Origin of the sequence: Leptolyngbya sp. FACHB-541 (assembly GCF_014695875.1) — a bacterium.
Classification (GTDB): Bacteria; Cyanobacteriota; Cyanobacteriia; order Elainellales; family Elainellaceae; genus JAAUTN01.
On record NZ_JACJPC010000098.1, the window covers coordinates 72,421 to 97,905 of the forward strand.

Sequence of the window (25,485 nt, forward strand, 5' to 3'; positions counted from 1 at the left end):
AAGTCAGTTCTCTACAACTCGGCTCCGGGCGGTAGAATGACCTGATCGACAGCGTGAATTACCCCGTTGCTAGCCTGAATATCAGGCTCGATCACCGTTGCATTGTTGACCATGACTCCGCCAGCGGCTTCATCAACCTCAACGGTGACAGGTGTGCCCTCAACTGTTTCCACTTCTCCGGCTGCGATTTCGCTAGCAGGAAGCTCTTCTGGCACGACATGGTAGGTCAAAACTTGAGCTAGGACGTCCTTATTTTCAGGAAGTAGAAGCTGATCCAGAGTGCCTTCGGGTAGTGCTTCAAAGGCTTCGTTGGTAGGTGCAAAAACCGTGTAAGGGCCCTCGCCTGAAAGCGTTTCAGTCAGTCCTGCGGCTTCAATGGCAGTTGCTAGGGTGCTAAAAGATTCATCAGATGCCGCTAGATCTGCAACCGTTTCTCCTTCACCAGCAGTTGCGCCCTCAGCAGTAGGGTCTTCGACAGCAGGGTCTTCAGTTGCAGGAACCTCTGTTGTGGTTGCAGGAACCTCTGTTGACTCGACCTCAGCAGTATCGGTGGGTTGGTTGCAGGCGGACAGAACGAGCGCACTGCTTAACCCAACTAGACCTAAAACCAAACGCTTAGAAATTTGGTTGCGAATCATAAATACCTCTTCAATTGTCACAGTAGTCTTGATGACCTTTACAGAACTTAAAGGATGTTCTCAAGCAATGCCCTCAGCCCCTAGATAGATGTTGTCTAGAATACAAAAAAGAAATTTGTTGATTTGATTAGTTGAATGCTTCAACCGTAGGGGGGTTGGGAGAAATGCCTTTACAGACAAAAGCAACAACCACAGGCTGTGGCTGCATCCAGCAATCCCAAAAAGTAAAGTATTCTTAGTTTGCTAATGGATCTAAGCGATCGCCCCAATAATTCCAATGCTGCACCTTAACTTTTGCCATGCCTCCATTTCAGCATCCTCGATTAGCTGTGCCGCCGCCGCTGATGATGTCCGAGTCGGGGTCTTTTGCTCATCTGACCCTAACTCAGCGGTGGCCCGCGATCGCCCAACGCACAATCGATGAAAATGATTTCCCAACAGACATTGTTATCGCTCTGGAAACCCTGTTGCAGGAGCTATTTGAGGGCAAAGTACGACTGCTTGAAGATGAAAATGCCCCCGATTTAGCGGAGTGGTCAACCTATCTGCATCCTTACCTCAATTGTTCCTGGATAGAGGTGCCCTGGTTCTTTGCCGAGGTTTATTTCTACCGTCGTCTTTTAGAAGCAACGCAGTACTTCCAACCTGGAGCATGGCAAGGTTTTGATCCTTTTCACACCCAAAAACATGCTAGCTTAACCACATCTCTAGAAAAAGTTCGTGCAGTAAGTTCTCAAATTAACTCATTACATCAGTCACAAATTGTTCAGAGCAAAGAGGATGTGACGTGGGGTACAAACCTTGTTGTGCTACTTCATAACGCACTCTGGGGAAATCAAGCTGATTTAAGCTTAAAGCCTACTGTTGATTTGATTTTTGAAAGTGATGTTGAAACTGAATTTAAGCAGGCTCAAAAAACTCACGTTTTGGTAGACGATACGGATAGACTGTTGGATTGGTTCGGGAAGCAAGGGAAAGGGGAAGAGAGATGGCGATCGCACCCCCGAATTGATTTAGTCGCAGATAATGCAGGCTTTGAGTTAATTTGTGACCTTTTCCTGATTGATCTATTGCTAACTCAACCTTCTCCCTTTACTGTTTATCTGCATGTTAAGATTCATCCTGCGTTTGTCTCAGATGCCACCATTGCAGACGTTCATCATACCCTGACTGTTTTATCCAACGATAGGGACACGAGTGTCCAGAGTTTGGCAGAAAGGCTCAGGAGTTATTTGGCGATCGGACGACTACAACTCCTAGCAGATCCTTACTGGGTTTCACCTTTAGAGCTCTGGAAACTACCCCAAACACTGCATCATGAGTTGTCTCAGAGTAATTTAGTCATCGTCAAAGGTGATGCTAACTATCGCCGCTTACTAGGAGATCGGCACTGGTCATTTACGACCCGATTTGAAGAGATCGTATGCTACTTTCCCTCTCCTCTATTAGCATTACGAACCCTCAAATCGGAAGTCGTAGCAGGCTTACAGCCTGAACAAGTAGAGTTACTCAATCAAATAGACCCAAGCTGGTTAACCAATGGAGAATGGGGAGTTATGCAGTTTGCTGACCTACCAGATTTGGGGTTGCAATAACGGGTTGGCGAGTCCTCCAGTTAAACCGATAGCCGTGAGGCAGGATGTGGAGCTTAACACCACAAACCGCCAGAGGCTCATCTTTGAGTAATCCTTCCAGATTGTTGTGAGTGGTACCTGACTCATCTACAACTGTGATGGCTCCCTCACCCACAACTTCAAACTCATCACCCGTCACAATTACAGCCGTATTCTCATCAATGCCAATTCCTAACACGGCAGGCTGTTGTACCAGGGCTGAAATTAGTCGTCCTAACCTACCTCGTTGGGCAAAGTGTTGGTCAACCACGATGCCAGGAAGAAAACCCATTCCTGGTCCCATCTCGACTGCATCAACACTAGGGTTTGTTTCAGATTTTCCTTCAACAATCATCATGTCGGGCATCATTGCGGCTCCTGCACTAGTGCCCCCCACAACAATTCCTTCGTTGTAGCGTCTGTGAATCACACTGTCGAGTTTAGTGTCTTTAATCAGGTCAGTAATACGTGCCTGGTCTCCGCCAGTAAAGAATACGCCCGTTGCCTTTTCAGCCTTTTCTAAATTTTCAGAACGGTCTGCGTCTTCCCGATAATCGGTATCAATGACACAAACATCTTCCACTCCCAGACGCTCGAAAATCCGCACGTATTGGGTTCCAACTTCTCCAGGTAGGCTGGTTGCTGCGGTTAAAACTGCAATTCGAGCGTTGACCCCTCCAGCGCATCTTACAAACTCTCGAAGGATAGTGCAGTCTCCTTCTTTATCTTCCGCCCCACCAATGATGACTAACTGTCCCCGACTTTGACTCGGCTCCATACTGTGCCCTACCTTAATTTTTAACTTGGGATTTTTAATCGGTTCTCGATCGTAGCTGCTAAAGTGATTCGGAGAGAGCGATCGCCTTTATGTACGTTTGAGAAATACCTTAATAAGCGTACTGCTGAAATCGGGTAAATCTGACCTCGCTTGAGATAGAGATTTTGGTGATTTCTGTAACCTTTGTTGCAAATTAAGATTGTGATTCTATGAAATTTGAGTTGGAAATCTATCTAACGTCCTATTGAGACTTGTCCTAAATAAGAGATAGTTTTGGACTGATCTGTGTCTTTAGAAATCACCATGAGCTTTCAACGTGCTAGCGGCATTCTACTGCACCCAACCAGTCTACCCAGTCAATTTGGAATTGGTGATTTAGGCAAATCGGCATACGAATTTGTGGATTTCTTAGAGAAAAGTGGGCAAAAGCTGTGGCAAGTTTTGCCATTAGGTCCAACTGGATATGAGCATTCTCCATACACCATGAATTTCAGCGCTTTTGCCGGAAATCCTCTCCTGATCAGCCTGGAAACCTTGGCAGAAGAAGGTTTGCTGAACGCAGATGAACTGTCCCCACTACCCTCTGAGGAAAATGCTGCTCCTCATTTGGTTGATTTCGATCGGGTGATTCCACATAAGTTTAAGTTTCTCAAATTGGCTTACGAACGCTTTCAGAACCTCAGCACGCCGAATCCACAGCTCGAACAGTTCTCTAAAGAACAGTCCTATTGGTTAGATGACTATGTGCTGTTCATGTCATTGCTAGAAGCGAATGAGGGGAAAAGCTGGAACTATTGGGAAGGGGCGATCGCCCGACGAGAACCAGATGCACTCAAAGCAGCCGCAGAACAGTTGCAAGAAAGTATTCAATTCCATCGATTCTTGCAGTTCAAATTCTTTGAGCAGTGGTCAAAACTTCGGGCTTATACCAATCAGAAAAATATTCAAATTGTAGGTGATATTTCTATCTACGTTTGCCACAACAGCTCTGATGTTTGGGCAAGTCCAGAAACATTTAAACTAGATCCGCAAACCTTTGAACCTGCCTACATTGCTGGGGTTCCACCCGATTACTTTAGCGCTACTGGGCAGCTTTGGGGGAACCCCGTATACGACTGGGATCAAATTAAGCAAACCAATTATGCCTGGTGGGTAAAGCGGTTTCAGGCAACACTGCAATATGTTGATATTGTTAGAGTTGATCACTTCCGAGGGTTTGAAGCCTACTGGCAAGTTCCTGCTGGAGAGGAAACTGCAATCAATGGTGAGTGGATCAAAGGACCAGATACCGAGTTCTTTGAATCACTAAGCGACCAGTTAGGCAGTTTGCCAATCATGGCAGAGGATTTAGGAATTATCACACCCGAGGTTGAGGAACTGCGCGATCGCTTCCAATTTCCCGGAATGCGAATCCTACAATTTGCCTTTGGTGAAGACCCTAAAAATCCTTACCTACCGCACCATTACCTCAATAACTGCGTGGTTTACACCGGCACTCATGACAACGACACAACCTTAGGTTGGTGGTCAGGAGCCAGTGCTGGAGAAAAGCAGTTTGTGGCTCAATATTTAGGCTATACATCTACCGAAGAGATTAAACAGATCAATTGGGAATTAATCCAGCTAGCACTTGCTTCGGTTGGTGATTTGGCTGTTATTCCACTGCAAGATGTATTGGGTTTGGATAACCATGCTCGTATGAATGACCCTAGCGTATCCGCAGGTAACTGGCGCTGGCGTTACACCGATTCTAATGTTTTGACTCAAGAATTGAGCGATCGCCTACTCCATCTCACTCATCTCTATAGCCGATAAATCTCGCCTATTCTAAATCCCTCTCCTGCAATGGAAGAGGGATTTCAATTTTCTCTCATTACTCCCTTCCCGGTTAAAGATTAGGCACTACAAAGATCAGGGATGCCCTCCGGGACGCGGGGGCATCCCTGATCTTTTATTAGGAGAGGAGTAAATCACTAATCAAATCTGCAAAAGACTAACGACTAGTAACAAAATCATCCTCAAACTGAAGCAGCTGGGTCAGTTTGATTCATTGCAGAATCAGAACCACGGCCAAATGACAGCATTACCCGTGAAACGCCGCTAAACAAAACGCTTGCACCAACCAGTGTGCCAATTAGCCAGGGAGCGTTAAAGGGCCATTGGAACAAAACTATACCGCCAAACGCCAGTGTTACAATCCCATTCACTAAAGCCCAAGTCCAATTTTGCTGCGGGCGCAGACGAAACGCCAAGATTGTTTCAAATATGCCTTCTGTCAAGAAAAAGCTACCTAGCAGCAAAGTCAGAGTAAGGATGCCTGTTCGGGGATAGACGAACAGCATAAGACCTGTCGCTACATAAAGGACTCCCAACAGCAATTTCCAAATGAAACCGCCGCGATCGCGCGTTTGAAACGCATAAACGACCTTAGCAGCTCCTGCAGAAATCAGGATGAAGGCAACCCAAGTTTCAGCAACCAGGGTTGAGAAGATGGGTAGGGCAAGCCCAACAATACCTAGAACAATGAGCAGGACACCCACTAAAGGAGAATTGTTTACCTGTTTATTAATGGTGTTAGTTCCAGCGCTAGTTTCAACGCTAGTTTCAGGAGACACGTTGGATGTCATAGTCGTTTTTTTCCTATTTATGTAGCTTCTCTGCACAGGTTAGGAAAAAAACTACTTGCCTGGTAGGACCTTAGGGTAGACCTCTTTTCAACCCATAATCAGGGTTCACTCTACAAAAGGTTACAAATTCTAAGAGTTTAGTTACAAATCAGTAACGACATCTTAATTGATATGAAATTTGTGAGAGCATAATCAGGGCCGATTACTGGTACTTAACCAAGTCTGAACAGAGAGTCTGAAGCGAGATGGATCAACATCAGAAGTCAACAGTCGTAATTACAGGTGCTTCTTCGGGAGTAGGTCTACAGGCGGCAAGAGCGCTAGCTCAGCGTGGATGGCACGTAGTGATGGCTTGTCGAAATTTGGAGAAAGCAGAAAAGGCAGCCCAATCTGTAGGAATGTCTAAAGATAGCTACACCCTTCTGCATATTGATTTGGCTTCTTTGGAGAGTGTGCGACAGTTTGTAACAGACTTTAGGTCAAGCGGCAGATCGTTAGAGGCACTAGTGTGCAACGCAGCGATTTACATGCCCTTGTTGAAAGAGCCATTGCGATCGCCAGAAGGCTACGAGCTAAGCGTTGCCACCAACCACCTTGGGCATTTCCTCCTGTGCAACCTGATGCTTGAGGACTTGAAGAAATCTCCTGCATCCGACAAGCGTTTAGTCATCCTGGGCACAGTCACTCACAACCCCGACGAACTGGGTGGAAAGATTCCTCCACGTCCCGACCTGGGAGAATTGCAGGGCTTTGAGCAAGGTTTCAAAGCGCCAATTTCTATGATCGATGGCAAAAAATTTGAACCCGTAAAAGCATACAAAGACAGCAAAGTTTGTAACGTGCTGACGATGCGAGAGCTGCATCGACGCTTGCATGACTCAACAGGTATTATCTTCAGTTCTCTCTATCCCGGATGTGTGGCGACAACTGCGCTATTCCGCAACCACTACCCACTCTTCCAGAAGATTTTTCCGCTCTTCCAGAAGTACATTACCGGTGGTTTTGTGACTGAAGAACTATCCGGTGAACGGGTTGCAGATGTTGTTGCCAAGCCAGAATATGGTCAGTCTGGAACTTACTGGAGCTGGGGCAATCGCCAGAAAAAAGAAGGCAAATCGTTTGTGCAAAAGGTTTCCCCCGAAGCTCGCGATGATGCTAAGGCAGTGCGTCTGTGGGAGCTAAGTGCAAGGCTAGTGGGGTTAGAAGAACCCGCGATGTCTGCTAAGTAAGATTTGAGTAGTGATCTAAGGCGATCGCTAGTCTGGTTCCCAACAAAGCGGATTGCCTTGTTATCCTGTAAGTAAAGTTGTCCTGAGCGGATTGACTTCCTTACCATGACCCAACAACCCAAGCGTATTTGCATTCTCGGTGGCGGCTTTGGCGGTCTTTACACCGCGCTGCGGCTGAGTCAACTCCCCTGGAGCAAACTCGAAAAGCCCGAAATCGTGCTGGTTGACCAGCGCGATCGCTTCCTATTTTCGCCGCTGCTCTACGAATTGCTCACAGGCGAACTGCAAACCTGGGAAATTGCTCCTCCTTACATTGAACTGTTAGCAGGCACAGGCGTACATTTCTATCAGGCGGCTGTCGCCGGAATTGACGTGCAGTCCAAGCAGGTGCAGCTTCAGGACGGACCAGAACTGTCCTACGATCGCCTCGTCTTAGCGCTTGGCGGCGAAACCCCTCTGGATATCGTGCCGGGGGCAGCCGAATACGCGATTCCCTTTCGCACGATTGCCGATGCCTATCGTCTAGAAGAACGACTGCGAACCCTGGAAGCATCTGAGGCAGACAAAATTCGAGTTGCGATCGTCGGAGCAGGTTATAGCGGCGTTGAGTTAGCCTGCAAACTAGCAGATCGGTTAAAAGAACGAGGACGGCTGCGGTTGGTAGAATTAACCGACCAAATTCTTAGAACCTCACCAGAATTTAACCGGGAAGCGGCTCAGAAAGCTCTAGAGGATCGGGGGGTGTGGATTGACCTGGAAACCAAGGTAGAAGCGCTGGGCGAAAACACCATCTCGCTGGAGTACAAAGGAAAGGTCGATACAATCCCCGTTGAAGTGGTGCTATGGACAGTCGGCAACAAAGTTGCAGAGGTTGTGCAAAATCTACCGCTGAAGCATAACTCACGAGGACAGCTTGTAATCACGCCAACTCTTCAGGCGATCGACTATCCCGAAGTTTTTGCACTGGGCGATCTAGCAGAATGCCAGGATGTAGATGGACAAAAAGTTCCAGCGACTGCCCAATCCGCTTTTCAGCAAGCAGAGTATGTGGGTTGGAATATCTGGGCATCGTTAACCAATCGTCCGCTGTTGCCGTTCCGCTATCAGCATCTTGGCGAGATGATGACTTTGGGTACCGATGATGCTACCTTTACTGGCTTGGGAGTAAAGCTAGACGGACAGCTAGCCTACGTTGCGCGTCGTTTAGCATATCTTTACCGAATGCCTACTCTGGATCACCAACTTAAGGTCGGTTTGAACTGGATCGTGCGCCCGTTGCGTGAGATGCTTTCTATCTAGAGTCTTGATGTATCGTTAGCTATTGCTCTAGGTAGGTAGACGCTGATGAAGCATCCCAAGGTGATTTTTCTGGATGCCGTTGGCACGCTATTTGGCGTGAAAGGCAGCGTGGGCGAAGTTTATGGTTCGCTGGCTCGCCAATTTGGAGTAGTGGTAGAGGCTGAAGTCCTGGATAATGCTTTCTTCCAAAGCTTTCGGGCAGCCTCTCCAATGGCATTTCCGAGGGTGTCACGGTCAGAGATTCCAGAGCGAGAATTTGCCTGGTGGTGGGCGATCGCCGCTCAAACGTTCCAAAAAGCTGGAGTGTTAGACCAATTCGCGGATTTTTCAGCGTTTTTTACCGCTCTCTACAGCCACTTCGAGACGGCTGAACCTTGGCTCGTTTATCCTGACATTCGCTCTACTCTCATGCAGTGGTGCGACCAGGGCGTTGAACTGGGGGTTGTTTCTAACTTTGACTCTCGTATTTACGCCGTCCTATCCGCTCTGGAGCTAGCCGAATTCTTTAGCTCGATCACCATTTCCACAGAAGTGGGGGCTGCAAAGCCTGATCCCCAAGTTTTTGCGACCGCATTGCAGAAACATAACTGTTCTCCCGGTGAGGCATGGCACATTGGCGATAGCTTTAAAGAAGACTATGAAGGCGCAAAAGCTGCTGGACTGAGAGCTATCTGGCTTAAGCGAGCAAGCGTTTCCATTCCGGCTCCTTCTCTTAGCGGGGTAAGGAGCTAGATACAGATTCTTGCTTAACCGATTCACCGTTTAGTTATAAGAATTTGTGGTATAAATCTACAGTAAATTTATAAAGTAGCTGGGGATCGTTGAGCGTGAGACAGTAGCATCAAATTTAAGGACTGAGATGAAGTGCTGATAATTTGCTGCTATCAAGGTCATTTCCCTTCAGCATGAGGTCTGGTTGCAGTGGGCATTGTTATTGAGAATGTTTCAAAGCAGTTTGGCAGCTTTCAAGCGGTCGATCAAGTTGATTTAGAAATCAAGACCGGATCGCTGGTCGCTCTGCTTGGGCCTTCAGGATCAGGCAAATCTACGCTGCTACGGTTGATTGCTGGGTTAGAACAACCCGACACAGGCAGAGTCATTCTCACGGGTAGAGACGCGACCCATGAAACCGTTCAGGACCGCAACATTGGCTTTGTGTTTCAGCATTACGCCTTGTTCAAGCACCTGACCGTGCGTAAGAATATCGCTTTTGGCATGGAGATTCGCAAAACACCCAAAGCGAAAGTCAAAGCAAAGGTGGAAGAACTGCTGGAGTTAGTGCAGTTGGCAGGGTTGGGCGATCGCTACCCCTCTCAGCTCTCTGGCGGTCAGCGTCAACGGGTTGCTCTGGCAAGAGCGCTAGCTGTGGAGCCAAAAGTGCTGCTGCTTGACGAACCCTTTGGGGCACTTGATGCCAAAGTGCGAAAAGATCTGCGGGCCTGGCTGCGTCGTCTACATGATGAAGTCCACGTGACGACCGTCTTCGTTACCCACGACCAGGAAGAGGCAATGGAAGTCTCGGATGAACTCGTCGTTATGAACAAGGGCAAGGTTGAGCAGGTCGGCAGTCCCGCCCAGATATACGACAATCCGGCTAGCGCCTTTGTGATGAGCTTTATTGGTCCAGTCAATGTGTTGCCCAGCACATCCCATATTTTTCAAGGGAATGGGTTTGACTCGGCTCACCCAGAGGTTTTTCTGCGTCCTCAAGACGTACTAATCGAAACGCAGCCTAACGGCACTACCGTTGCCGCCAGAGTTACTCGCCTGATTCATCTGGGTTGGGAAGTGCAGGCAGAGTTAGCGCTGGACGACGGACAGGTCGTCACGGCTCATTTGACTCGCGATCGCTTTGACCAACTCAAACTAGAGCCACAGCAGCGAGTTTTTGTGAAACCCAAAGAAGCTAAGGCATTCCCGCTATATTACTCAATCTGATGAGGGTTTCGACGCAATTTGTCGTCCAGTGCAGCCTGAGTTGTAGTCAGCGGTCGGGGGTTAGGCATCTCCAGACGTGAAGTTACGCCCCCTTTGGCACAAGCACAGCTTGCAGTAAACAAGTATTCTCTATGTTCCAGACCAGGCTCGCGAAAGTGAACCTAGGGATCGAGCACTCCTGGCAACAAACTCAGACCCGGTGCGTCAATTTCCTGGACGGGCGATCGCTCCCCCGTAGATAGTTTTAGAGATGGTCTGGAGCAATGCGAGTAATTTGGCGATCGCGAACCTCCATGTCTCCCAGCAAAAACTCACCACCTGGTAGCAGAATTTGGGCATGACGAATCAATAGATGGGTAATAACAGATGGGTAACACTAGACATGATTAGCTATAGTTTCTACGAGTAGTCAAATTTGTTTGTACAGTTGAAGTAGAGACAAAGTAGTTATAAGACCACTTTTCTAACGTTCTAATCAAAATTCTGGTCAAGGCAACCTCTAACTACTAGGCTAAAATCCTGATTCAACCTAAAACCTGCAGCTTAGTGCTTAAAATCGCTATATTTTTGTGACTAGTACAGTTTATGACCCGTTTTCAGCAATCCGTGCCTGATAACTTTGACCACAGTAAACACAACGGTGCTAATAGTTTAGAGCCCTCAATGCCTACTCCATCCGACCACAACCCCAATCCAGAAGCCGAGCTTCATCCTGTAACTAATCAGCCTGTTCCCATCAGCCCATCAGAGGCAGATGGCTCACAGTTACCAGTTGCTCCCGAGCCACCGGGGGGACATCACAAAGTCGCAGAAAATCCCTGGATAGAAGGGTTAAAGACAATTGGGCTGAGTGCAATTCTGGCCTTCGGGATTCGGCAAATTGTGGCAGAGGCCCGCTATATTCCTTCTGAATCGATGCTGCCAACCCTGGAAGTCAACGATCGCCTAATCGTGGAGAAAGTCAGCTATCGATTTAGTAATCCTGAGCGGGGAGACATTGTGGTGTTTTGGCCGACAGATCGGCTGAAACAAGAAAATCCCTCGATGAAAGACGCGTTCATTAAACGGGTCATTGGTTTACCGGGAGAAACTATTGAGGTTCGTGGAGGGCGAGTTTATGTAAACGGACAAGCCCTGCGAGAAAACTACATCGCTGCTGAACCAGAGTATCAGTGGGGCCCGGAAGTCGTGCCCGAAGATTCGTACCTGGTTCTAGGTGATAACCGCAACAACAGTTACGATAGCCACTTCTGGGGCTACGTTCCACGAGAGAACATTATCGGCAGAGCTGCTGTGCGCTTTTGGCCACCCGGACGAGTTGGAGAATTAGGTCCGGAGCCGGAGTATCGGGAGTAGGACTTTAAAAGTTAGCTTTCGTGCGGGAAGCGGATGAAAAATTAACTTTTTTACAAAAGCATTCCAGCGATCGCCGCTGTCATAAAACAAGCTAGCGTGCCTCCAATCATGGCTCGAACGCCTAAGCGAGCGAGGTCATGTTGGCGATCAGGAGCAATTCCGCCGATGCCCCCAATTTGAATGCCAATGGAGCCGATGTTGGCAAAACCGCAGAGGGCATAGGTGGTAATGATTACTGCTCGTTCTGAGATGGTGGCGGTTGCCTCTGTGCCTGCGGAACTGGCACCTGCGCCAATCAGTTCGCTCAGGTCTAGATAAGCAATGAATTCGTTCAGAATCGTCCTTTTGCCCAGTAAGGCTCCTACCTGAAGACAATCTGCCCAAGGAACACCCATTAGCCAGGCGATCGGGGCTAACAGGTAGCCGAGAATTAGCTCCAGGGAAAGGTTGGACAGACCAACTAAACTACCCAACCAGCCCAACAAAGCATTAAACATTGCCAGCAGAGCCAAAAATGCAATGATCATGGCGGCAACATTGAGGGCAAGCTTTAAGCCGTCGATCGCTCCACTTGCAGCAGCATCAATTACATTAACAGACGTACGCTCGACTTTTATCTTGATATCGCCCGCTGTTGGTGAATCTTCGGTTTCGGGGTAAAGCAGCTTAGAAATTGCCAGAGCAGCGGGGGCAGACATCACGGATGCGGCGATCAGGTGCTCTGCTGGAATACCGAAGGAAACGTAGGCTGCCAGTACGCCACCTGCTATGGTCGCAAACCCACCCGTCATCACAGCATGTAGCTCTGATTGAGTCATGGAAGAAACGTAAGGCTTAATTAGCAGCGGTGCTTCGGTTTGCCCGACAAAGATATTGCCTGCTGCTGAGAGCGATTCCGAACCCGAGGTTCGCATGGTTCGCATCATCAACCAGGCAATCCATTGGACGACGCGCTGTAAGATGCCGTAGTGATAAAGCACACCAATGAAGGCGGAGAAAAAGATGATAGTTGGCAAAACTTTGAAGGCAAAGAAGAAATCTTCAAAGTTTTCACCAAAGACAAAGGATGCGCCTGCATCAGAAAAGTTGAGAAATTGCGTCACTAAATTGCCGATGAATTCAAAAATGGCAAAGCCAACAGGAGTTCTGAGGATAAATAGGGCAAAAAATAGCTGTAGCGCAACTCCCCACAGCACAGGCCGCCAGCGTACAGCTCGCCGATTGGTCGAAAACAAATAGGCGATCGCAATGAAAATGAGCAGCCCGAACAGTGAAATGAGACGCTCCATAAGCTTTCTGTAGTGGTAGATGTCCCGATTAGTATTTTCCTTTCCAGGCAGATGGCTGCTGAAATTTGTAAATATCCTGGATGACCTGAACCCAACCGTCGGACACGGAGTCAAGCAGGCGATCGCCCTTTTCTTTAGTTGCCACTGTTGGATCGCCCAACACGCCACTCTGGCTTAGATCACGAGTCGTCCAGGCAAAAGGCAATTTTCCTTCCATGCTGAGTAAACTCTCTTCGGGCAACCCATGAGGATACTCTGCTACCGCTTTCTGCATTTGTACCTGGTCGGGCAAAACCGAGAGCATCAGGCTCGTTTCGGCATCACCTGCATGAATGCCCAGTTCTTTTTCCTTGGGCGAAAGAAACTCACTTGCACAGTGAGGCACTCGCCAGGTAAATAGGGGGAATACCATAAAATCTTCGTGTTGCTGGTGCAAATCTCGCGCCACAATTTCTATGACTTGAGGCTGTCCACCGTGGGAGTTAAGCAGCACCAGTTTGCGAAAACCTGCACGATACACGCTTTCAGCAACCTCAGTCAGAGTCGCGATTAAGGTTTGAGCGCTCAGGGTAATCGTTCCCGGAAAGTGCCAGTGCTCGTTGGATTTGCCGTAATACAACGGCGGCAACGCATAGGCAGGAATCTCAGAATTCAGTTTTTCTAAGGCCTTTCCCAAGACCGCTACCCCAATTGCGGCATCCACGATCAACGGCAGATGCGGGCCGTGTTGCTCGATCGCCCCCACGGGTTGAAGCAACACCACATTTGCCTTGTCGGGCATCGCTTGAACCTCAGTCCAGGTGAGATATGGAAAGAACCTGTTAGGTGGAATAAAGCTATGCATACAGTCCCCGTAGTCACGATCGAGCATTGCTGATGTGATGTATTCTACAAAGTCGAGGTGACTTCAGACTGTAGCGAAACATCACTTACAGCCATTCTCCGATAGGTAAGCCATAGCGTAGGGGCAGTTCAGGAACTGCCCCTACAGGGATTCGTGGTTTATCCAAGTGGAAATTGCTGTAAGTCATCTACTGCAATCAATGCAATCAGGATTAAGGGCGAAACCTTCAGGTTTCACCCTTAATGCTTCAGAATCAGTAACCCAATTATCCGTTGTAGTCGATGTAATCGGTGCGTCGGGTTCTAGGTTGGGCAGGTGGTAAGAACTGCTGCTCAACGTAGGGATAGGAGGGGGGAATGTTGGGCTGATGAATGATGTGAGTGGTGTTTCGAGGTGGCTGGCGTTGGGGTAAGAGCAACACAATGATGACGCAAATAAAGACGACGCTGCCGCCTACGATCAGCACCAACACTAAACCGCCCACCATCCAGAGGACACCCGACTGAGAGGAGTTTTGATCTAGAGAAGCCTCGTCTGCTCGTCGAGTCGTAATATCTGCAACAGATTGCTGTTGTTCTTGAAGCTGAGCCAGGACTTGCTCAATCTCGTCTTCCTGGTTTTGCAGGCGCGACTCTAGTCTTGTGATAGTCGTTTCCTGATCGTCTAGCTTGTCTTCTAGGGCATCCGCGATCGCGCGCTGTCGGTCTAATTCTCGCTGCAACTGCGAATTATCAGAATCTCCTAGCCCGCTAGCTGAAGGGGGAACGGGTAATGGCGACTGCTGCTCTGTCACAGCCGGAGAAGGCTGCATCTCGGCGGGGGACGAAAACGGCAAACCTGCTCGCAGCAACAGCACTGCTGCGAATCCTGTGACCGCACAGCCAGCTAAAAACGCCGTAGTATCGCTCATGGTTTTGATAATTTTGCTGCGGTTAAACTACGGCAACGAAACCAGATACTCTATTCACCCCTTGACCCAGCCCTCGACTAAACCTGACCTGATGCATAAAGTCAACCGAGTAGATGCAGGATAAATACTAACACCATACTCTGCTCTATTCTTACCTCACCAGGATTTTCCGACAATTTAGACAGGCGATCGCAAAAAAAATTAATTTAGTTGGAGCCACTAGTTCTGGGTTGAAGTTCCATTGCCTATCAGCCATCAACCGTTAGTCATCACCCATTGAGCGCTGGGGCAAAAGCAGAATTTGGTCATGGGGGTCACATCGCTCCAGCTCCTGACGGATCTCTGCCTCAGAAGGATTGTCATTTTGCATGAGGAATTGCAAGAACTTGAAGGTCGGCGCGTAAGTGCGAAAGTAGCCACCGTGTACATCAATCTTGCCCAGCAGATAAGGCAGGATGTTTCCCAAATCGATCAGCAGGGCTGTGAATGGATTTAACCCCAGCCCGATCGCATTCACACCTACCATTCTGGAGCAGTCGAGATAATTGAAGCTTTCAAACAAGTCATAGGCAGACGTTGCTTCGACTGCCCGTCTGGAGAGCAGCGCGTTGCGAATCCACAGCATATCCTTTGGTTTGTTGGCTCGTCTGAGGTAGATATTGCCCAAGCGCAAACCTGACATTTCAATGCTGGGTTCGGTAAACCAGTTGCTCAAGATTGAGAGGTAGCGCAAGACGATATCGCGATCGCTCGACATCAGGTAAATTTGCTCACAGCGCCGAATTGCCGAGCGGACGTAGTTATTTCTGCCTTCCTGGATTAGCTCTAGCGGAATATCTGGAGATGCCAGGATCAGCTTGCCTAAATCCAAGCATTCGCCCATTTGCTTTTCTTGCTCGGTGGCGCGATCGTCTTTACCAAAGCGATCAGAAAGGACGCGCAGGGTGTTGACGACAACTAAACCACCCATGCTGTGTCCAACCAGGTTAACTTTGGTGCGAATGCTTTTGGGTAAGTCAACCGACTCTTTTAGGGAAGCCGCAGGGGCTTGAAGCTGCTTGAGAACCCGATCGAGCCGCCAAAAGAACTCTGCTAAATCAGGCGCGCCATAGTGAACGGCTCGATAGCGATCGCGCTGATAGACAACTGCCCGCAACAGCCCAAAAGCAAGTAGCCACAGAACAAATACAATGACTGGAAAAGTCCAATACCAGCGAACCTGCAAGGGTAAAACTAGATCATAGAGCAATGCCAAAAGGAGGCTGGGCAACAAACTGATGACAAAAAGACTGCCGACAAATTTGAGCAAAATTCCGACATTGCTAACCAGGTCTTTGAGCAACCCCAGGTTAAAGAAGGGCTGTTCGCTGGGCCAGTGATAGCCGACGTAGAGATGCTGCGCTGAAATCGTGTTGGTGCCTTGTAAAGCATCTGCCTCCTCCGCAAAGCCGTCATAAAAGCCTTTAGCGGGGGTGGCATAGCCATGAGTCCGCAGCGTCAGCGTGTTGACATTCTGTTTCTGAATTGTCCGAGCTAGCTCGTCTATGTTGAACAGGGGGCGAAAGCGATGGTTGGGCGGTAGCCGCCGTTCAACCTTTAAAGATACAGAAGCAGTGCTGACGACCAGGTAAACGTGAGGATTCTGGCGATCGCCATACACCTCAAAGTTGCGACTGATTGCCTGAGTAAACTGTTTTTGCTTCCAGCTATTCAGGGTTTTGATCACGAACGCTTCGTTTACTTCTTGGCAGAAACCAGGATATTTTTCGTGACATTCACCCAGATTCTGAAAGTCATTGTGGAGCTGGCAATAGATCAGCAATTCCTGATGGAGCGCTTCAGCGATCGCTGCTTCACTCGATTTGCCTGCATAGGTTCTTGCATCAGCCCCATGCTCAGCCTTATAGGCAAGCTGCACCACACGCGCCTTTGTCCACCAGTCTGAGAAGGGGGCTGAGTTGCGAATGATGCCGCCGAGCCAGCGCTGATCGACCTGACTGGCTTCGGCGTTTTTCCACCGAAACGGTAGGGATTCAGAAGTGTAGCAGCGCTCAACGCTCATGGGTTTCTATCCAACTTAGCGAATTTCATCCAGCACTTCTTCCACCTTTTCTACGCCTTCGGCATTGTTTTGCTGTTGATAGAGCGTGAGTGCCTGCTCTAAATTGGCGATCGCTTCATCCGTGCGATCGCGCCCTTGCAGCGCCAACCCCAGCTCATAAAATCCTTCTGCATTTTGAGGGGCAAGCTCAACTAACCGCCGGTACGCCACAATCGCCCGCAGATAATCTCCCTTTTCCAACAGAACGCTGCCGATCAGGGCTTGTGCCTCTGGTGAATTTGGTTCTGCCGAAGCACCCCGCTGATAGGACGCAAGCGCCTGGTCTAAATTTCCTTGAGCCCTAAAGATGTCACCAATTTGCAAGTGAATTTGAGCATTGCGCGGTTCCAGGCTAGCGGCTTGTTCAAAAGCGATTAGTCCATTCGCAAGGTCACCCGAATTTACCAGAGCTACCCCTAAATTTAGCTGAATACTGCCCCGTCGTGGGTTAAGCTGCAAGGCCCGTCGGAGGGTCTCCACTGCTTCTGTATACCGTTCTTGCTGAATTAGCACAGACCCCATTGACTCAAACACGACTGCATTGTTGGGGTTCAAAGCTGCTACCTGCTGATAGGCTTGCAGTGCGCCTTCATAGTCTTCTTGCCGAACTAGTACAACCCCCAAGCCGAGGTAAGCATCAACGTTGTTGCGTTCTAGCTGAGTGCTTCGGCGGTATGCTTCGGCAGCTCCGCTGTAGTCCTCTAGATTTGCCAGGCTGTAACCCAGGGCGTAGTAAAAAGCGGCATTATCATTGTCCAGGGCGATCGCCTGCTGATAAGCCGTTGCCGCCTCCTGGTAGTTATTTTGCCGCGCCTGCAAGTAGCCAATTCCTGAAAAGATGCGGGCATTTTCTGGGTCGATGCTAGCGGCTTGCTGATAGGTCGCCAGTGCTCCTGCATAATCTCCTGCATTAACCTGTTGCCGCCCTTGCCGCAGCAGGTCATTAAGCTGCCGATTATTATTTTGCGCCAGCAGAACACCCTGCATTTGCCGACCCTGTACCTGAGCTTGAGTGGGTTGAGCGATCGCCCCCAACAGCCCTGACATGACTACACTGGCTGTCAATGTCATCAATGCAGCCGATCGTGGCCAATTTATGGCTTGACAGATGGCACCACCGACAGCTTGTTTATTCACAGCTTGCTTATTCACAGCCAACCCCGCGCATTTCCTACCGTTGTTTACTTTGTTGATTAGCTACAGCGATCTGAAAACCAGATCAGGACTCATTTACGATGACAGGTTAAACGGATTTCTAGAACAGAAATCTACCGAGAAACATATCCAGACACAAGACCTTGACTCCCAGGCATGATTTGATCCGCTTGATCGTTGTCTGATCGCAGAATGGTAGTGTCATGAAAGAATCTTGTGAGAGGGCAAGGGAATGATTTTATCAACAACTGACGTAATTCAGGGAGCAGTGGTCGAATCTTACCTGGGAGTCGTCACGGCAGAAGTGGTTTACGGCAGCAACGCGCTGAGAGATTTTTTTGCTGGGATTCGCGACATCATTGGAGGGCGCACTGCCAGCTATGAGCGAGTGTTTGAAAAGGGGCAGCAAGAGGCGATCGCCGAACTGGGGCTACGTGCTGAGCGACTAGGTGCCAATGCAGTCATCGGTATCGAAATAGACACAGGCACCATTAACATTGACGAAACTGGAGCCCTGTTGCTGATTACCGCCACCGGAACAGCCGTCCGGCTGCGCTAACAGAATTCTCCCTTCCGAAAGAGCCGTGACCTCCCCTCAGGGGAGAGAAAAAGAGCAGTGGACTGATCCTAAAGTAGAGGCTCAGATAACTGCTAGAAAAACGAATTGGCAAGGGAGTTCACTTGTATGACATATGCAAATCGGCCCGGTGTAGTAGAGCCCGTTGTTGCAGCCACAGATTATCACGACCGGGTTAGATGGGGTCCCATCCTTGCTGGTCTGGTTATTGCTTTGGTATCGCAGTTGATTTTAAGCGCGCTTGGAGCGGCGATCGGTCTAACGACGCTTGCAGGTTCAAACGCGCCTAACAGTGCTGCTGGAGAGGTGGGCACTGCTGTTGGCATCTGGACAGTCATCAGTTTATTAATCTCGCTATTTTTGGGTAGCTGGGTGATGGCTCGGAGTTGCGGACCCATGAACCGCAACACCGGTCTGTTGAATGGTGCAATCCTTTGGGCAACCACCTTGGCTCTCAGTGCATGGTTGCTTACCAGCGGTGTGTCGGGACTCTTTGGCATTGTTGCGTCTAACGCTGGAGAAGTCATTAATCAGGTGCAGCCTGCCGGTGGTGTAGAAGTTCCTGACCCCAGTGTAGCTAATACAACACCTCAAGAAACTCGCGACATTGCAGGCAACGCTGCTAAAGCAGGTTGGTCGTTTGTGATTGGTTCTTTGTTGAGCTTAGCCGCTTCCCTGATTGGAGCTTCGGCTGGTACTCGGACTCCTCGCGTTGCAACGTATGTAGAACGCTAGAGGTACAGACCGCAGATTTAGTTGTGGTGTCTCTCCATTAGCACGTTTTACAAACTTGGGTAAGACGTGCTTTTTCTATAGATGCGTTGTGTGAAGGGTAGCGTGGCTTTGCCGGGCTATCCTTCACGCTTTAAAGGAGTGATTAGCTTCTTTAGGATTTCGTATAGCTGCTCGATAGTTCCGCACAGCTCCTTTACGGTTCCGCGTAGCTTCTTGGCGATCGCGCATAGCTGCTGAATAGATCTCGTAGGATGCGTTGGGCGATCGCTGTAACGCATCATTCACCACTCGGTGCGTTACGCTGTCGCTAACACACCCTACACATTGAATGAGCAGGAGTTACGCTTCCTAAACCAGAACCCCTAATACCCGCAAAATCATCGGTAAGAGTTTGCTGCACGCCTCTACGATCTCCGCCGTCTCCGGTAAACCTTTCAAAGTCGCCTCAAACATCTTCTTTGCCCTTCGCACCAATCCCTCTTTCTGAGCGGGTTCTTCGGTTTGCTGTGCCGCTGCGAGGTTTTGCACCTGCTCTAGCAGGTCGGCTTTGTCAGGGTTGGGCAGGTCAGCGTCGGTTTCGATCGCCGCTTGCAGTTGAGTTAGTAGGTCTTTTAGGGTGGGGCGATCGCCACCTCCATCATCCGGCAACTGGTTAATCGTATTCGTTACGCTGCCGCTGATTTCGCCCAGGTTGAGCGTTGAACCTGTGAGCGTGAAATCTCTGCCAACACTAATGTTGCGGCTTTGGTCGCTGCTATTATTCATAAGCTTATTCTCATTAAGGATGCTGAGAGGTCTATTTGCCAGAGAGTTGATCACTCCCCACATATTGACGCTTTGTTCCCGGTAAATCGTAATTTCACTTTCTTTAGCTTGCAATTCAGCGCGATACTTAGCTTCTAAAGTTTTGAGAGCTAGTTCGTACTGCTGATTAAACTCATCGTGAATTTTTTCCTTATTTGCATCTGGCAGGACGCTGACCCGCACGACGACGACTCCATCTCCTTTATTCTCGATACTTTGAATTTCTAAGGGCGTGTCTTCGTTTTCTACCTGCACCTGTTGAAAGGCAGCCACAAACGCCTTCCAGTCCACTCCGTTGCGAAAAATCAGATCAACTGTGCTCAGGATTTCTTGAAATAGCTTTGTAAACTCTCCAGGGGCAAAATTGCCACTACTGGGACGACGTTCTTGCTGGTGATGCAGGAGATAGACATACTGACAATCCACTTGCTCCAAAATCGTCTGGCTATCAACATTCCAGGCTTCCAGACAAGCTCCAGTCAAGTAGGCTCCAGTGAAATCGGTGTGGAGAACCAACGCTTCAGCCAACATAGCCCCTTTTAGGTTGGCGTGTCGCAAGGTGGCACAGGTCAAGTCTGCTAAGGTCAAGTCAGCCTGCTCTAAATTGGCACCATTCAAATTAGCGGTGCGGAAATTGGCATCAACATAGGATTTCTTATAACCATCACGAGTCACCAGCAGTTCCTGCACGGCTGGATTTGCCAGCATGGAATTGCCAACCCTAGCGCGATCGAGCCGTTGGGCATCTTGCCAACACACCCATTCCAAGCTCGTTTCTCGTTTTTGAGTGTTTGTAAAATTCGTGCCTTTCAATATGGCTTTGGTGAAGTTTGCTGAGGTGAGATCGGCACCACGAAAAGAGGTGCCACCCATAGCCGCAAAACCAACACCAAGCGTGCGGATCAAAGCAAATTTCTCATCTCCCTTGAGGGCACGACGACTACAATAGATGCCCAGGAGCAGACTAGCGACTGCGACTGCGACTGCACCTATGAATGCGCCTGCGGCTGCGAATGCGACTACGACTGCACCTGCGATTGCGCCTACGACTGCGCCTGTGGCTGCTACTGCTACTGCGACCGTGCCTGCGAATGCACCTGCACCTGTGACTGCGACCGTAACTGCTACTGCTACTGCTACTGCGACCGCTACTGCGACTTGGATTGCGCCTACAACTGCGCCTGCGACTTCGATTGTGAATGGGCTTAGGATTGCGATTGTGATTGCGACCGCCACTGCGACTGCAACCACAATCGCAATCGTACTTGCAGCTTTAGACGTAAAGCCCTGACGAGCGATCGCTGTGAATGTAATAGGAATGATGATGCAGTAAGCGACCGTGGTAGGCAAGTATGCTGCATAGTAGCGCCAGTCATAGCCATCCCACCAGCGGGGAAAGTGGTAGGCGACGTAATAGCCAAAGTAACCTTGCAGTACACCTGCTAGAACTGCAATTATCAGCACAAGCAGCAGTTGCCCAACGACCCAGCGCCGTTGTACTCCAGCTACAGCTCGCGTGAAGTTTGCTCCTTGTAGCTGAGCCTCGGCAAAGTCCGTGCCGCGAATATCTGCTTCGCTGAAGTCTGCCCCAGAGAGATCCTGTCCCTTAAACGACTGTCCCCGCAAGTTTACCCTGCGAAAGTCTCGTTCTCCGGCAGCGTAACGGCTTAGAACTTCGCTGGCTTTCATAGGGACAGGGGAGGGGCTGTTGTTTGATACAGCGATAGCATAAAAATTTTGGCAGAGGAAGGTCTCTCCTAAATCTTTTGCCTCGTTTCCAGGCTCCACCTAGAAATGCTGCTCATACGGAATCCGTTTCGTAAAGCAGCACGATTGGGTGTACGGGCGAAGCATTCGGCAAAAGAATAGTGCTTCAGTGGCAGGAATTGTGACCGAATGCTTCGCCCCTACCGCTGCCACTACTCTACAGACGGATTGCCAATCCCTAATCCCCAATACCTAAGCGCTAAAATACTTCGCCACCGGATGATGAGCTACGATCGCCGTTGTCGATTGCTCTGGGTAAAGCTGTTCGCTTTCGTCCATGTGCAGGTGAATGCGATCGCCCCCTAGCAATTCCAGTAGCTTGTACTGATCTTGGATGTTGGGGCAAGCCGGATAGCCAAAGCTATAGCGTGAGCCACGATAGCGCTGCGCCAGAATATCCCGCAGATTATCCGGCTCCTCAGCCGCAAAGCCTAACTCCTGACGAATTCGAGCATGAGTCCACTCTGCCACTGCTTCTGCCACCTGCACCGCTAGCCCGTGGAAATAGAGGTAGTCGGTGTATTGATTGGAGCCAAACAGCTTTTGAGCGTATTCCGTAGCAACTTCACCCACAGTGACAGCTTGCATCGGGAATACGTCAATCAGACCCGTTTCTTTGGGTGCATAGAAGTCTGCAATGCAAAGACGACGGAGCGATCGCTGACGCGGGAAGTTGAAGGTGGCAATTGCTTCCGATTCCCCTTTTTGCAATACGTCTACAGGAATTGCCGGATCGTACAGGTGAAGCGAATTTCCTTCAGACTGACAAGGGAAATAGCCATAAACTACCTGAGGATGCAGCAAATTCTGCTCTACAACCTGCTGTTTCCAGGTTTCCAGAATCGGGTAAACCTTGTCTGCTAAGAACTGGTCATAGTCCTCACGAGACTGCTCTTTGGGTTTGCGGAATTGCCACTGGCCTGCGATCAGCGCCTGCAAATCCAAATAGCCAAACAGTTCCTCAAAGGGAATGTCTGCGGGCTGCAAGATTTTGGTGCCCCAGAAGGGAGGAGTGGGGGGAGTGATCAGGGAAATGGCTTCGGAGCGTCGGGTGTCTTCGAGGAGAGAGGGGCTAGGGGCTGAGGACGGGGGGCTAGAGGTTGGAGGGGATTGGGGTTGTGCGCTGGTTTCTGGCGTACTGACTTCGTTGAGGAAGCCCTGGAGGTCGTCCCAGTTTGCCTGGGCTTTGGCGGGCATCAGTTTGTCCATGAAGTGCAGATCTGAGAAGGCATCTTTGCCATAGATCACTTTGCCTTTGTAGGTGTTTTGGCAATCTTCGTAGACAAATTTGGGGGTGAGGGCTGCGCCACCCAGAATCACAGGAACAGTGATGCCGCGTTCGTTGAACACCTCCAGGTTTTCTTTCATGAAGGCAGTTGATTTGACCAGCAAGCCGCTCATAGCAATGCAGTCGGCTTTATGGGTTTCGTAGGCGTCAATGATGTTGTCAACGGGCTGCTTGATGCCCAGGTTGATCACCTTGTAGCCGTTGTTCGACAGGATAATATCGACTAAATTCTTGCCGATATCGTGAACGTCGCCTTTGACGGTGGCAATGATGAAGGTGCCCTTTGCCTGGCTGGAATCTTCCTTTTCCATGAAGGGTTCCAGGTAGGCAACGGCAGCTTTCATCGTTTCTGCGGATTGCAGCACGAAAGGAAGCTGCATCTGCCCGGAACCAAACAGTTCACCAACGACTTTCATGCCATCAAGCAAAAAGGTGTTAATGATTTCTAGGGGCGGGTATTTTTCTAGCGCTTTGGTGAGCTGTTCTTCTAGCCCAATTCGTTCGCCGTCAATGATGTGGCGGGTGAGCCGCTCTTCCACAGGCAGGTTTTCGTCCTGGCTGCGATCGCGCTTCGTCGTCGCCCCTTCAAACAGTGTGGTTAACTCTGCTAGTGGGTCGTAAACGCAAATATCTCCTTCAAACTTACGCTCGTCAAAGATCAGTTGACGGCACACTTCCTGATGTTTGGGGTCAATCTTGGCGAGCGGCAAAATTTTGTTAGGGCTGACAATTGCCGCATCTAGCCCCACCTCCATCGACAGATGCAAGAACATCGAGTTCAACGCCATCCGTGCCGCTGGATTCAAGCCAAAGGAGACATTGGAAATGCCCAAAACAATATGACATCCCGGCAACTCTGCCCGAATTCGCTGGATTGCGTCAATTGTCGCTTTGCCGTTCGCCCGATCCTCTTCAATCCCGGTAGAAATGGGTAACGCTAAGGGGTCGTAGAAGATTTCGTAAGCTGGAATGCCAAACTCTAAAGCATCTCGGTAGGCGCGTTGGGCGATCGCAAATTTCCTCTCCGCTGTTCGCGCCATCCCCTCCTCATCAATTGTGCCGACGACGACTCCCGCGCCATACTGTTTCGCTAGTTCCAGCACCTTAAAGAAGCGCTCGTCGCCGTCCTCGTAGTTAGTCGAGTTGAGCAAGCACTTGCCGCCTGCCACCTTCAGCCCCGCTTCCATCTTTTGCCACTCAGTCGAGTCCAGCATCAGCGGCAGCGTCACATTCGTCACCAGGCGCGACACCAGTTCTCGCATATCGCGCACCCCGTCCCGTCCAACGTAATCAACGTTGACATCTAAAACGTGCGCCCCTTCTCGCACCTGCGCCTTTGCCAAAGACACTAACCCATCCCAGTCTTCCGCATTCAGCAAATCCCGACACTTCTTCGAGCCACTTGCATTCAGCCGCTCTCCAATGATCAAAAAGGAATTGTCCTGGTCGTAAGGCTGAGCAGTATAGATCGAGGCCGCAGCAGGGGTGTAGTTCGGGGAATGGGGTGTGGGGTGTAGGGTGTGGGGTATGGCGGCTTGTTCCCTAACCTGTGCCTCCCTAACCTCCCGTTGCTTCGGAGTCAGCGTTGGCGCAACTTCTGCTAACTGACGAATGTGATCGGGTCGGGTGCCACAGCAGCCACCAACCACTTGCACACCCAGGTCTTCAACGAAGTGCATCAGAGCCATTCGCAGTTCCAGAGGGGTGAGTTTGTAGTGAGCGTGTCCACCAACGTTTTCGGGAATTCCGGCGTTGGGAATGCAGGAGATGACGAAGGGCGAATTGGCAGACAAATAGCGAATGTGTTCTGCCATGCGATCGGGACCAGTGGCGCAGTTGAGCCCCAGGATATTAATTGGGTAAGGTTCCAGAATAGACAACATGGCGCTGACATCGGAGCCGACCAGCATCGTGCCCTGAAGTTCCATCGTCACGGAAACCATCAGCGATCGCCGCTCTCCTTTCTTCTGGAAGACCTCCTCGATCGCATTCAGCGCTGCCTTAATTTGCAGTACGTCCTGGCAAGTTTCCACAATGAATAGATCTACGCCGCCGTCAAATAGCCCTTCTGCCTGCTCTGCGAAGGATGCCTTCATCGTGTCGTAGTCGATGTGTCCCAATGTCGGCAGCTTCGTGGTTGGGCCCATTGATCCTGCGACAAATCGCGGCTTTTCAGGCGTAGAGTACTCCGCTGCGACCCGTTTTGCTAATTCAGCCGCTCTTTTGTTGAGCGAGTAAGCCTGATCTGCCAGGTCATACTCTGCTAGCACGATAGAGGCAGCGCCAAACGTATCGGTTTCGATCACGTCTGCCCCGGCTTCTAAAAATTCTCGGTGTACCTGTTCCACCGCTTCGGGCTTGGTTTCTACCAAATACTCATTGCAGCCCTCATATTCTGCGCCGCCAAAGTCCTCAGCCGTCAGGTTTTGTGTCTGAAGTGACGTACCCATTGCCCCGTCAAACACGATTACGGGGCGATCGGGACTGTGCAGGCGGGAAAGAAAAGAATTTGTCGTCATAAGGGGAAATGACCTTTG

At 49.8% G+C, this 25,485-nt stretch carries 21 protein-coding genes and 1 pseudogene; 10 read left to right on the forward strand and 12 right to left on the reverse strand.

Translation table 11 applies throughout. The features are described from left to right. Positions 1-11: 11 nt before the first annotated feature. On the reverse strand, positions 12-638 hold the full coding sequence (locus H6G00_RS20100; protein WP_190644468.1) for a fasciclin domain-containing protein: 627 nt from the start codon (positions 636-638) through the stop codon (positions 12-14). A 299-nt stretch (positions 639-937) separates the two neighbouring features. On the opposite strand from H6G00_RS20100, the gene H6G00_RS20105 reads away from it, so the two are divergent. Continuing rightward, on the forward strand, positions 938-2,233 hold the full coding sequence (locus H6G00_RS20105; RefSeq protein ID WP_190798101.1) for a damage-control phosphatase ARMT1 family protein: 1,296 nt from the start codon (positions 938-940) through the stop codon (positions 2,231-2,233). Here the strand turns inward: H6G00_RS20105 and H6G00_RS20110 are convergent. Then, a complete protein-coding gene (locus H6G00_RS20110) occupies positions 2,193-3,029 on the reverse strand; it encodes a cyanophycinase (protein WP_190644466.1) in 837 nt (278 codons plus the stop codon). The two genes, H6G00_RS20105 and H6G00_RS20110, sit on opposite strands and share 41 nt — an antisense overlap. Before the next feature lie 303 nt (positions 3,030-3,332). On the opposite strand from H6G00_RS20110, the gene malQ reads away from it, so the two are divergent. Then, positions 3,333-4,844 carry a 4-alpha-glucanotransferase gene (gene malQ, locus H6G00_RS20115; RefSeq protein WP_190798102.1) on the forward strand — a complete coding sequence of 504 codons (1,512 nt, stop codon included), beginning with the start codon at positions 3,333-3,335 and terminating at the stop codon, positions 4,842-4,844. Positions 4,845-5,047: 203 nt separating this feature from the next. Here malQ and H6G00_RS20120 read toward each other — a convergent pair whose 3' ends face one another. Next, entirely contained in the window at positions 5,048-5,656 is a 609-nt protein-coding gene (locus tag H6G00_RS20120; RefSeq protein ID WP_190798103.1) for an HdeD family acid-resistance protein, read from the reverse strand. A 245-nt stretch (positions 5,657-5,901) separates the two neighbouring features. Here H6G00_RS20120 and H6G00_RS20125 point away from each other — a divergent pair, with 245 nt between their 5' ends. The 4 genes from H6G00_RS20125 (at position 5,902) to H6G00_RS20140 (ending at position 10,122) form a co-directional block, all read left to right on the forward strand. After that, complete coding sequence (locus H6G00_RS20125) at positions 5,902-6,885, forward strand: protochlorophyllide reductase (RefSeq protein WP_190798104.1); 984 nt, start codon at positions 5,902-5,904, stop codon at positions 6,883-6,885. 105 nt (positions 6,886-6,990) lie between these two features. Next, positions 6,991-8,184, forward strand: coding sequence for an NAD(P)/FAD-dependent oxidoreductase (locus H6G00_RS20130; protein ID WP_190798105.1), 1,194 nt, complete (start codon positions 6,991-6,993; stop codon positions 8,182-8,184). A 45-nt stretch (positions 8,185-8,229) separates the two neighbouring features. After that, positions 8,230-8,916 (forward strand): HAD family hydrolase, encoded by a 687-nt coding sequence (locus H6G00_RS20135; protein WP_190798106.1) that lies wholly within the window; start codon positions 8,230-8,232, stop codon positions 8,914-8,916. Between the two features lie 189 nt (positions 8,917-9,105). After that, a complete protein-coding gene (locus H6G00_RS20140; RefSeq protein ID WP_190684017.1) occupies positions 9,106-10,122 on the forward strand; it encodes a TOBE-like domain-containing protein in 1,017 nt (338 codons plus the stop codon). Between the two features lie 8 nt (positions 10,123-10,130). Here H6G00_RS20140 and H6G00_RS36745 read toward each other — a convergent pair. Further along, positions 10,131-10,417, reverse strand: a pseudogene (locus H6G00_RS36745) (dihydroorotase); the annotation flags it as partial. Positions 10,418-10,944: 527 nt separating this feature from the next. Between H6G00_RS36745 and lepB the strand changes: the two are divergent. Further along, positions 10,945-11,478: a signal peptidase I gene (lepB, locus tag H6G00_RS20150; protein WP_347277327.1), complete on the forward strand. Its 534-nt coding sequence runs from the start codon at positions 10,945-10,947 to the stop codon at positions 11,476-11,478. A gap of 50 nt (positions 11,479-11,528) precedes the next feature. On the opposite strand, the gene H6G00_RS20155 is transcribed toward lepB, so the two are convergent. The 3 genes from H6G00_RS20155 to H6G00_RS20165 all read right to left on the reverse strand — a co-directional run bounded on the left by H6G00_RS20155 (position 11,529) and on the right by H6G00_RS20165 (position 14,521). Next, positions 11,529-12,767, reverse strand: a complete 1,239-nt coding sequence (locus H6G00_RS20155) for a NupC/NupG family nucleoside CNT transporter (RefSeq protein WP_190798107.1) — start codon at positions 12,765-12,767, stop codon at positions 11,529-11,531. Between the two features lie 28 nt (positions 12,768-12,795). Then, positions 12,796-13,611 (reverse strand): creatininase family protein, encoded by an 816-nt coding sequence (locus H6G00_RS20160; protein WP_190798223.1) that lies wholly within the window; start codon positions 13,609-13,611, stop codon positions 12,796-12,798. A gap of 265 nt (positions 13,612-13,876) precedes the next feature. Then, positions 13,877-14,521, reverse strand: a complete 645-nt coding sequence (locus H6G00_RS20165; protein WP_190798108.1) for a hypothetical protein — start codon at positions 14,519-14,521, stop codon at positions 13,877-13,879. Here H6G00_RS20165 and H6G00_RS36190 point away from each other — a divergent pair. Then, positions 14,520-14,645 (forward strand): hypothetical protein, encoded by a 126-nt coding sequence (locus tag H6G00_RS36190; RefSeq protein WP_277881927.1) that lies wholly within the window; start codon positions 14,520-14,522, stop codon positions 14,643-14,645. The genes H6G00_RS20165 and H6G00_RS36190 overlap by 2 nt on opposite strands. A gap of 138 nt (positions 14,646-14,783) precedes the next feature. Here the strand turns inward: H6G00_RS36190 and H6G00_RS20170 are convergent, their stop codons facing one another. Together H6G00_RS20170 and H6G00_RS20175 are read right to left on the reverse strand one after the other, a co-directional pair. Next, complete coding sequence (locus H6G00_RS20170; protein WP_190798109.1) at positions 14,784-16,583, reverse strand: alpha/beta hydrolase; 1,800 nt, start codon at positions 16,581-16,583, stop codon at positions 14,784-14,786. A gap of 15 nt (positions 16,584-16,598) precedes the next feature. Further along, complete coding sequence (locus tag H6G00_RS20175) at positions 16,599-17,774, reverse strand: tetratricopeptide repeat protein (protein WP_199318613.1); 1,176 nt, start codon at positions 17,772-17,774, stop codon at positions 16,599-16,601. A gap of 235 nt (positions 17,775-18,009) precedes the next feature. Here H6G00_RS20175 and H6G00_RS20180 point away from each other — a divergent pair, with 235 nt between their 5' ends. Further along, on the forward strand, positions 18,010-18,336 hold the full coding sequence (locus H6G00_RS20180) for a YbjQ family protein (RefSeq protein ID WP_190644456.1): 327 nt from the start codon (positions 18,010-18,012) through the stop codon (positions 18,334-18,336). 126 nt (positions 18,337-18,462) lie between these two features. Next, a complete protein-coding gene (locus H6G00_RS20185) occupies positions 18,463-19,089 on the forward strand; it encodes a hypothetical protein (RefSeq protein ID WP_190644455.1) in 627 nt (208 codons plus the stop codon). 123 nt (positions 19,090-19,212) lie between these two features. On the opposite strand, the gene H6G00_RS20190 is transcribed toward H6G00_RS20185, so the two are convergent. The 3 genes from H6G00_RS20190 to metH form a co-directional block, all read right to left on the reverse strand. Further along, complete coding sequence (locus H6G00_RS20190; protein ID WP_190644454.1) at positions 19,213-19,374, reverse strand: hypothetical protein; 162 nt, start codon at positions 19,372-19,374, stop codon at positions 19,213-19,215. A gap of 63 nt (positions 19,375-19,437) precedes the next feature. Further along, positions 19,438-21,582, reverse strand: a complete 2,145-nt coding sequence (locus H6G00_RS20195) for a pentapeptide repeat-containing protein (RefSeq protein ID WP_190798110.1) — start codon at positions 21,580-21,582, stop codon at positions 19,438-19,440. A 270-nt stretch (positions 21,583-21,852) separates the two neighbouring features. After that, positions 21,853-25,467 carry a methionine synthase gene (gene metH / locus H6G00_RS20200; protein WP_190798111.1) on the reverse strand — a complete coding sequence of 1,205 codons (3,615 nt, stop codon included), beginning with the start codon at positions 25,465-25,467 and terminating at the stop codon, positions 21,853-21,855. Between the last annotated feature and the right edge of the window lie 18 nt (positions 25,468-25,485).

What these genes read in the sequence shown, in the direction of transcription:
- H6G00_RS20100 (WP_190644468.1), bottom strand. Translation starts at nt 638, where the DNA reads ATGATTCGCAACCAAATTTCTAAGCGTTTGGTTTTAGGTCTAGTTGGG.
- H6G00_RS20105 (WP_190798101.1), top strand. Translation starts at nt 938, where the DNA reads ATGCCTCCATTTCAGCATCCTCGATTAGCTGTGCCGCCGCCGCTGATG.
- H6G00_RS20110 (WP_190644466.1), bottom strand. Translation starts at nt 3,029, where the DNA reads ATGGAGCCGAGTCAAAGTCGGGGACAGTTAGTCATCATTGGTGGGGCG.
- malQ (WP_190798102.1), top strand. Translation starts at nt 3,333, where the DNA reads ATGAGCTTTCAACGTGCTAGCGGCATTCTACTGCACCCAACCAGTCTA.
- H6G00_RS20120 (WP_190798103.1), bottom strand. Translation starts at nt 5,656, where the DNA reads ATGACATCCAACGTGTCTCCTGAAACTAGCGTTGAAACTAGCGCTGGA.
- H6G00_RS20125 (WP_190798104.1), top strand. Translation starts at nt 5,902, where the DNA reads ATGGATCAACATCAGAAGTCAACAGTCGTAATTACAGGTGCTTCTTCG.
- H6G00_RS20130 (WP_190798105.1), top strand. Translation starts at nt 6,991, where the DNA reads ATGACCCAACAACCCAAGCGTATTTGCATTCTCGGTGGCGGCTTTGGC.
- H6G00_RS20135 (WP_190798106.1), top strand. Translation starts at nt 8,230, where the DNA reads ATGAAGCATCCCAAGGTGATTTTTCTGGATGCCGTTGGCACGCTATTT.
- H6G00_RS20155 (WP_190798107.1), bottom strand. Translation starts at nt 12,767, where the DNA reads ATGGAGCGTCTCATTTCACTGTTCGGGCTGCTCATTTTCATTGCGATC.
- H6G00_RS20160 (WP_190798223.1), bottom strand. Translation starts at nt 13,611, where the DNA reads ATGCATAGCTTTATTCCACCTAACAGGTTCTTTCCATATCTCACCTGG.
- H6G00_RS36190 (WP_277881927.1), top strand. Translation starts at nt 14,520, where the DNA reads ATGGTTTTGATAATTTTGCTGCGGTTAAACTACGGCAACGAAACCAGA.
- H6G00_RS20165 (WP_190798108.1), bottom strand. Translation starts at nt 14,521, where the DNA reads ATGAGCGATACTACGGCGTTTTTAGCTGGCTGTGCGGTCACAGGATTC.
- H6G00_RS20170 (WP_190798109.1), bottom strand. Translation starts at nt 16,583, where the DNA reads ATGAGCGTTGAGCGCTGCTACACTTCTGAATCCCTACCGTTTCGGTGG.
- H6G00_RS20180 (WP_190644456.1), top strand. Translation starts at nt 18,010, where the DNA reads ATGATTTTATCAACAACTGACGTAATTCAGGGAGCAGTGGTCGAATCT.
- H6G00_RS20185 (WP_190644455.1), top strand. Translation starts at nt 18,463, where the DNA reads ATGACATATGCAAATCGGCCCGGTGTAGTAGAGCCCGTTGTTGCAGCC.
- H6G00_RS20195 (WP_190798110.1), bottom strand. Translation starts at nt 21,582, where the DNA reads ATGAAAGCCAGCGAAGTTCTAAGCCGTTACGCTGCCGGAGAACGAGAC.
- metH (WP_190798111.1), bottom strand. Translation starts at nt 25,467, where the DNA reads ATGACGACAAATTCTTTTCTTTCCCGCCTGCACAGTCCCGATCGCCCC.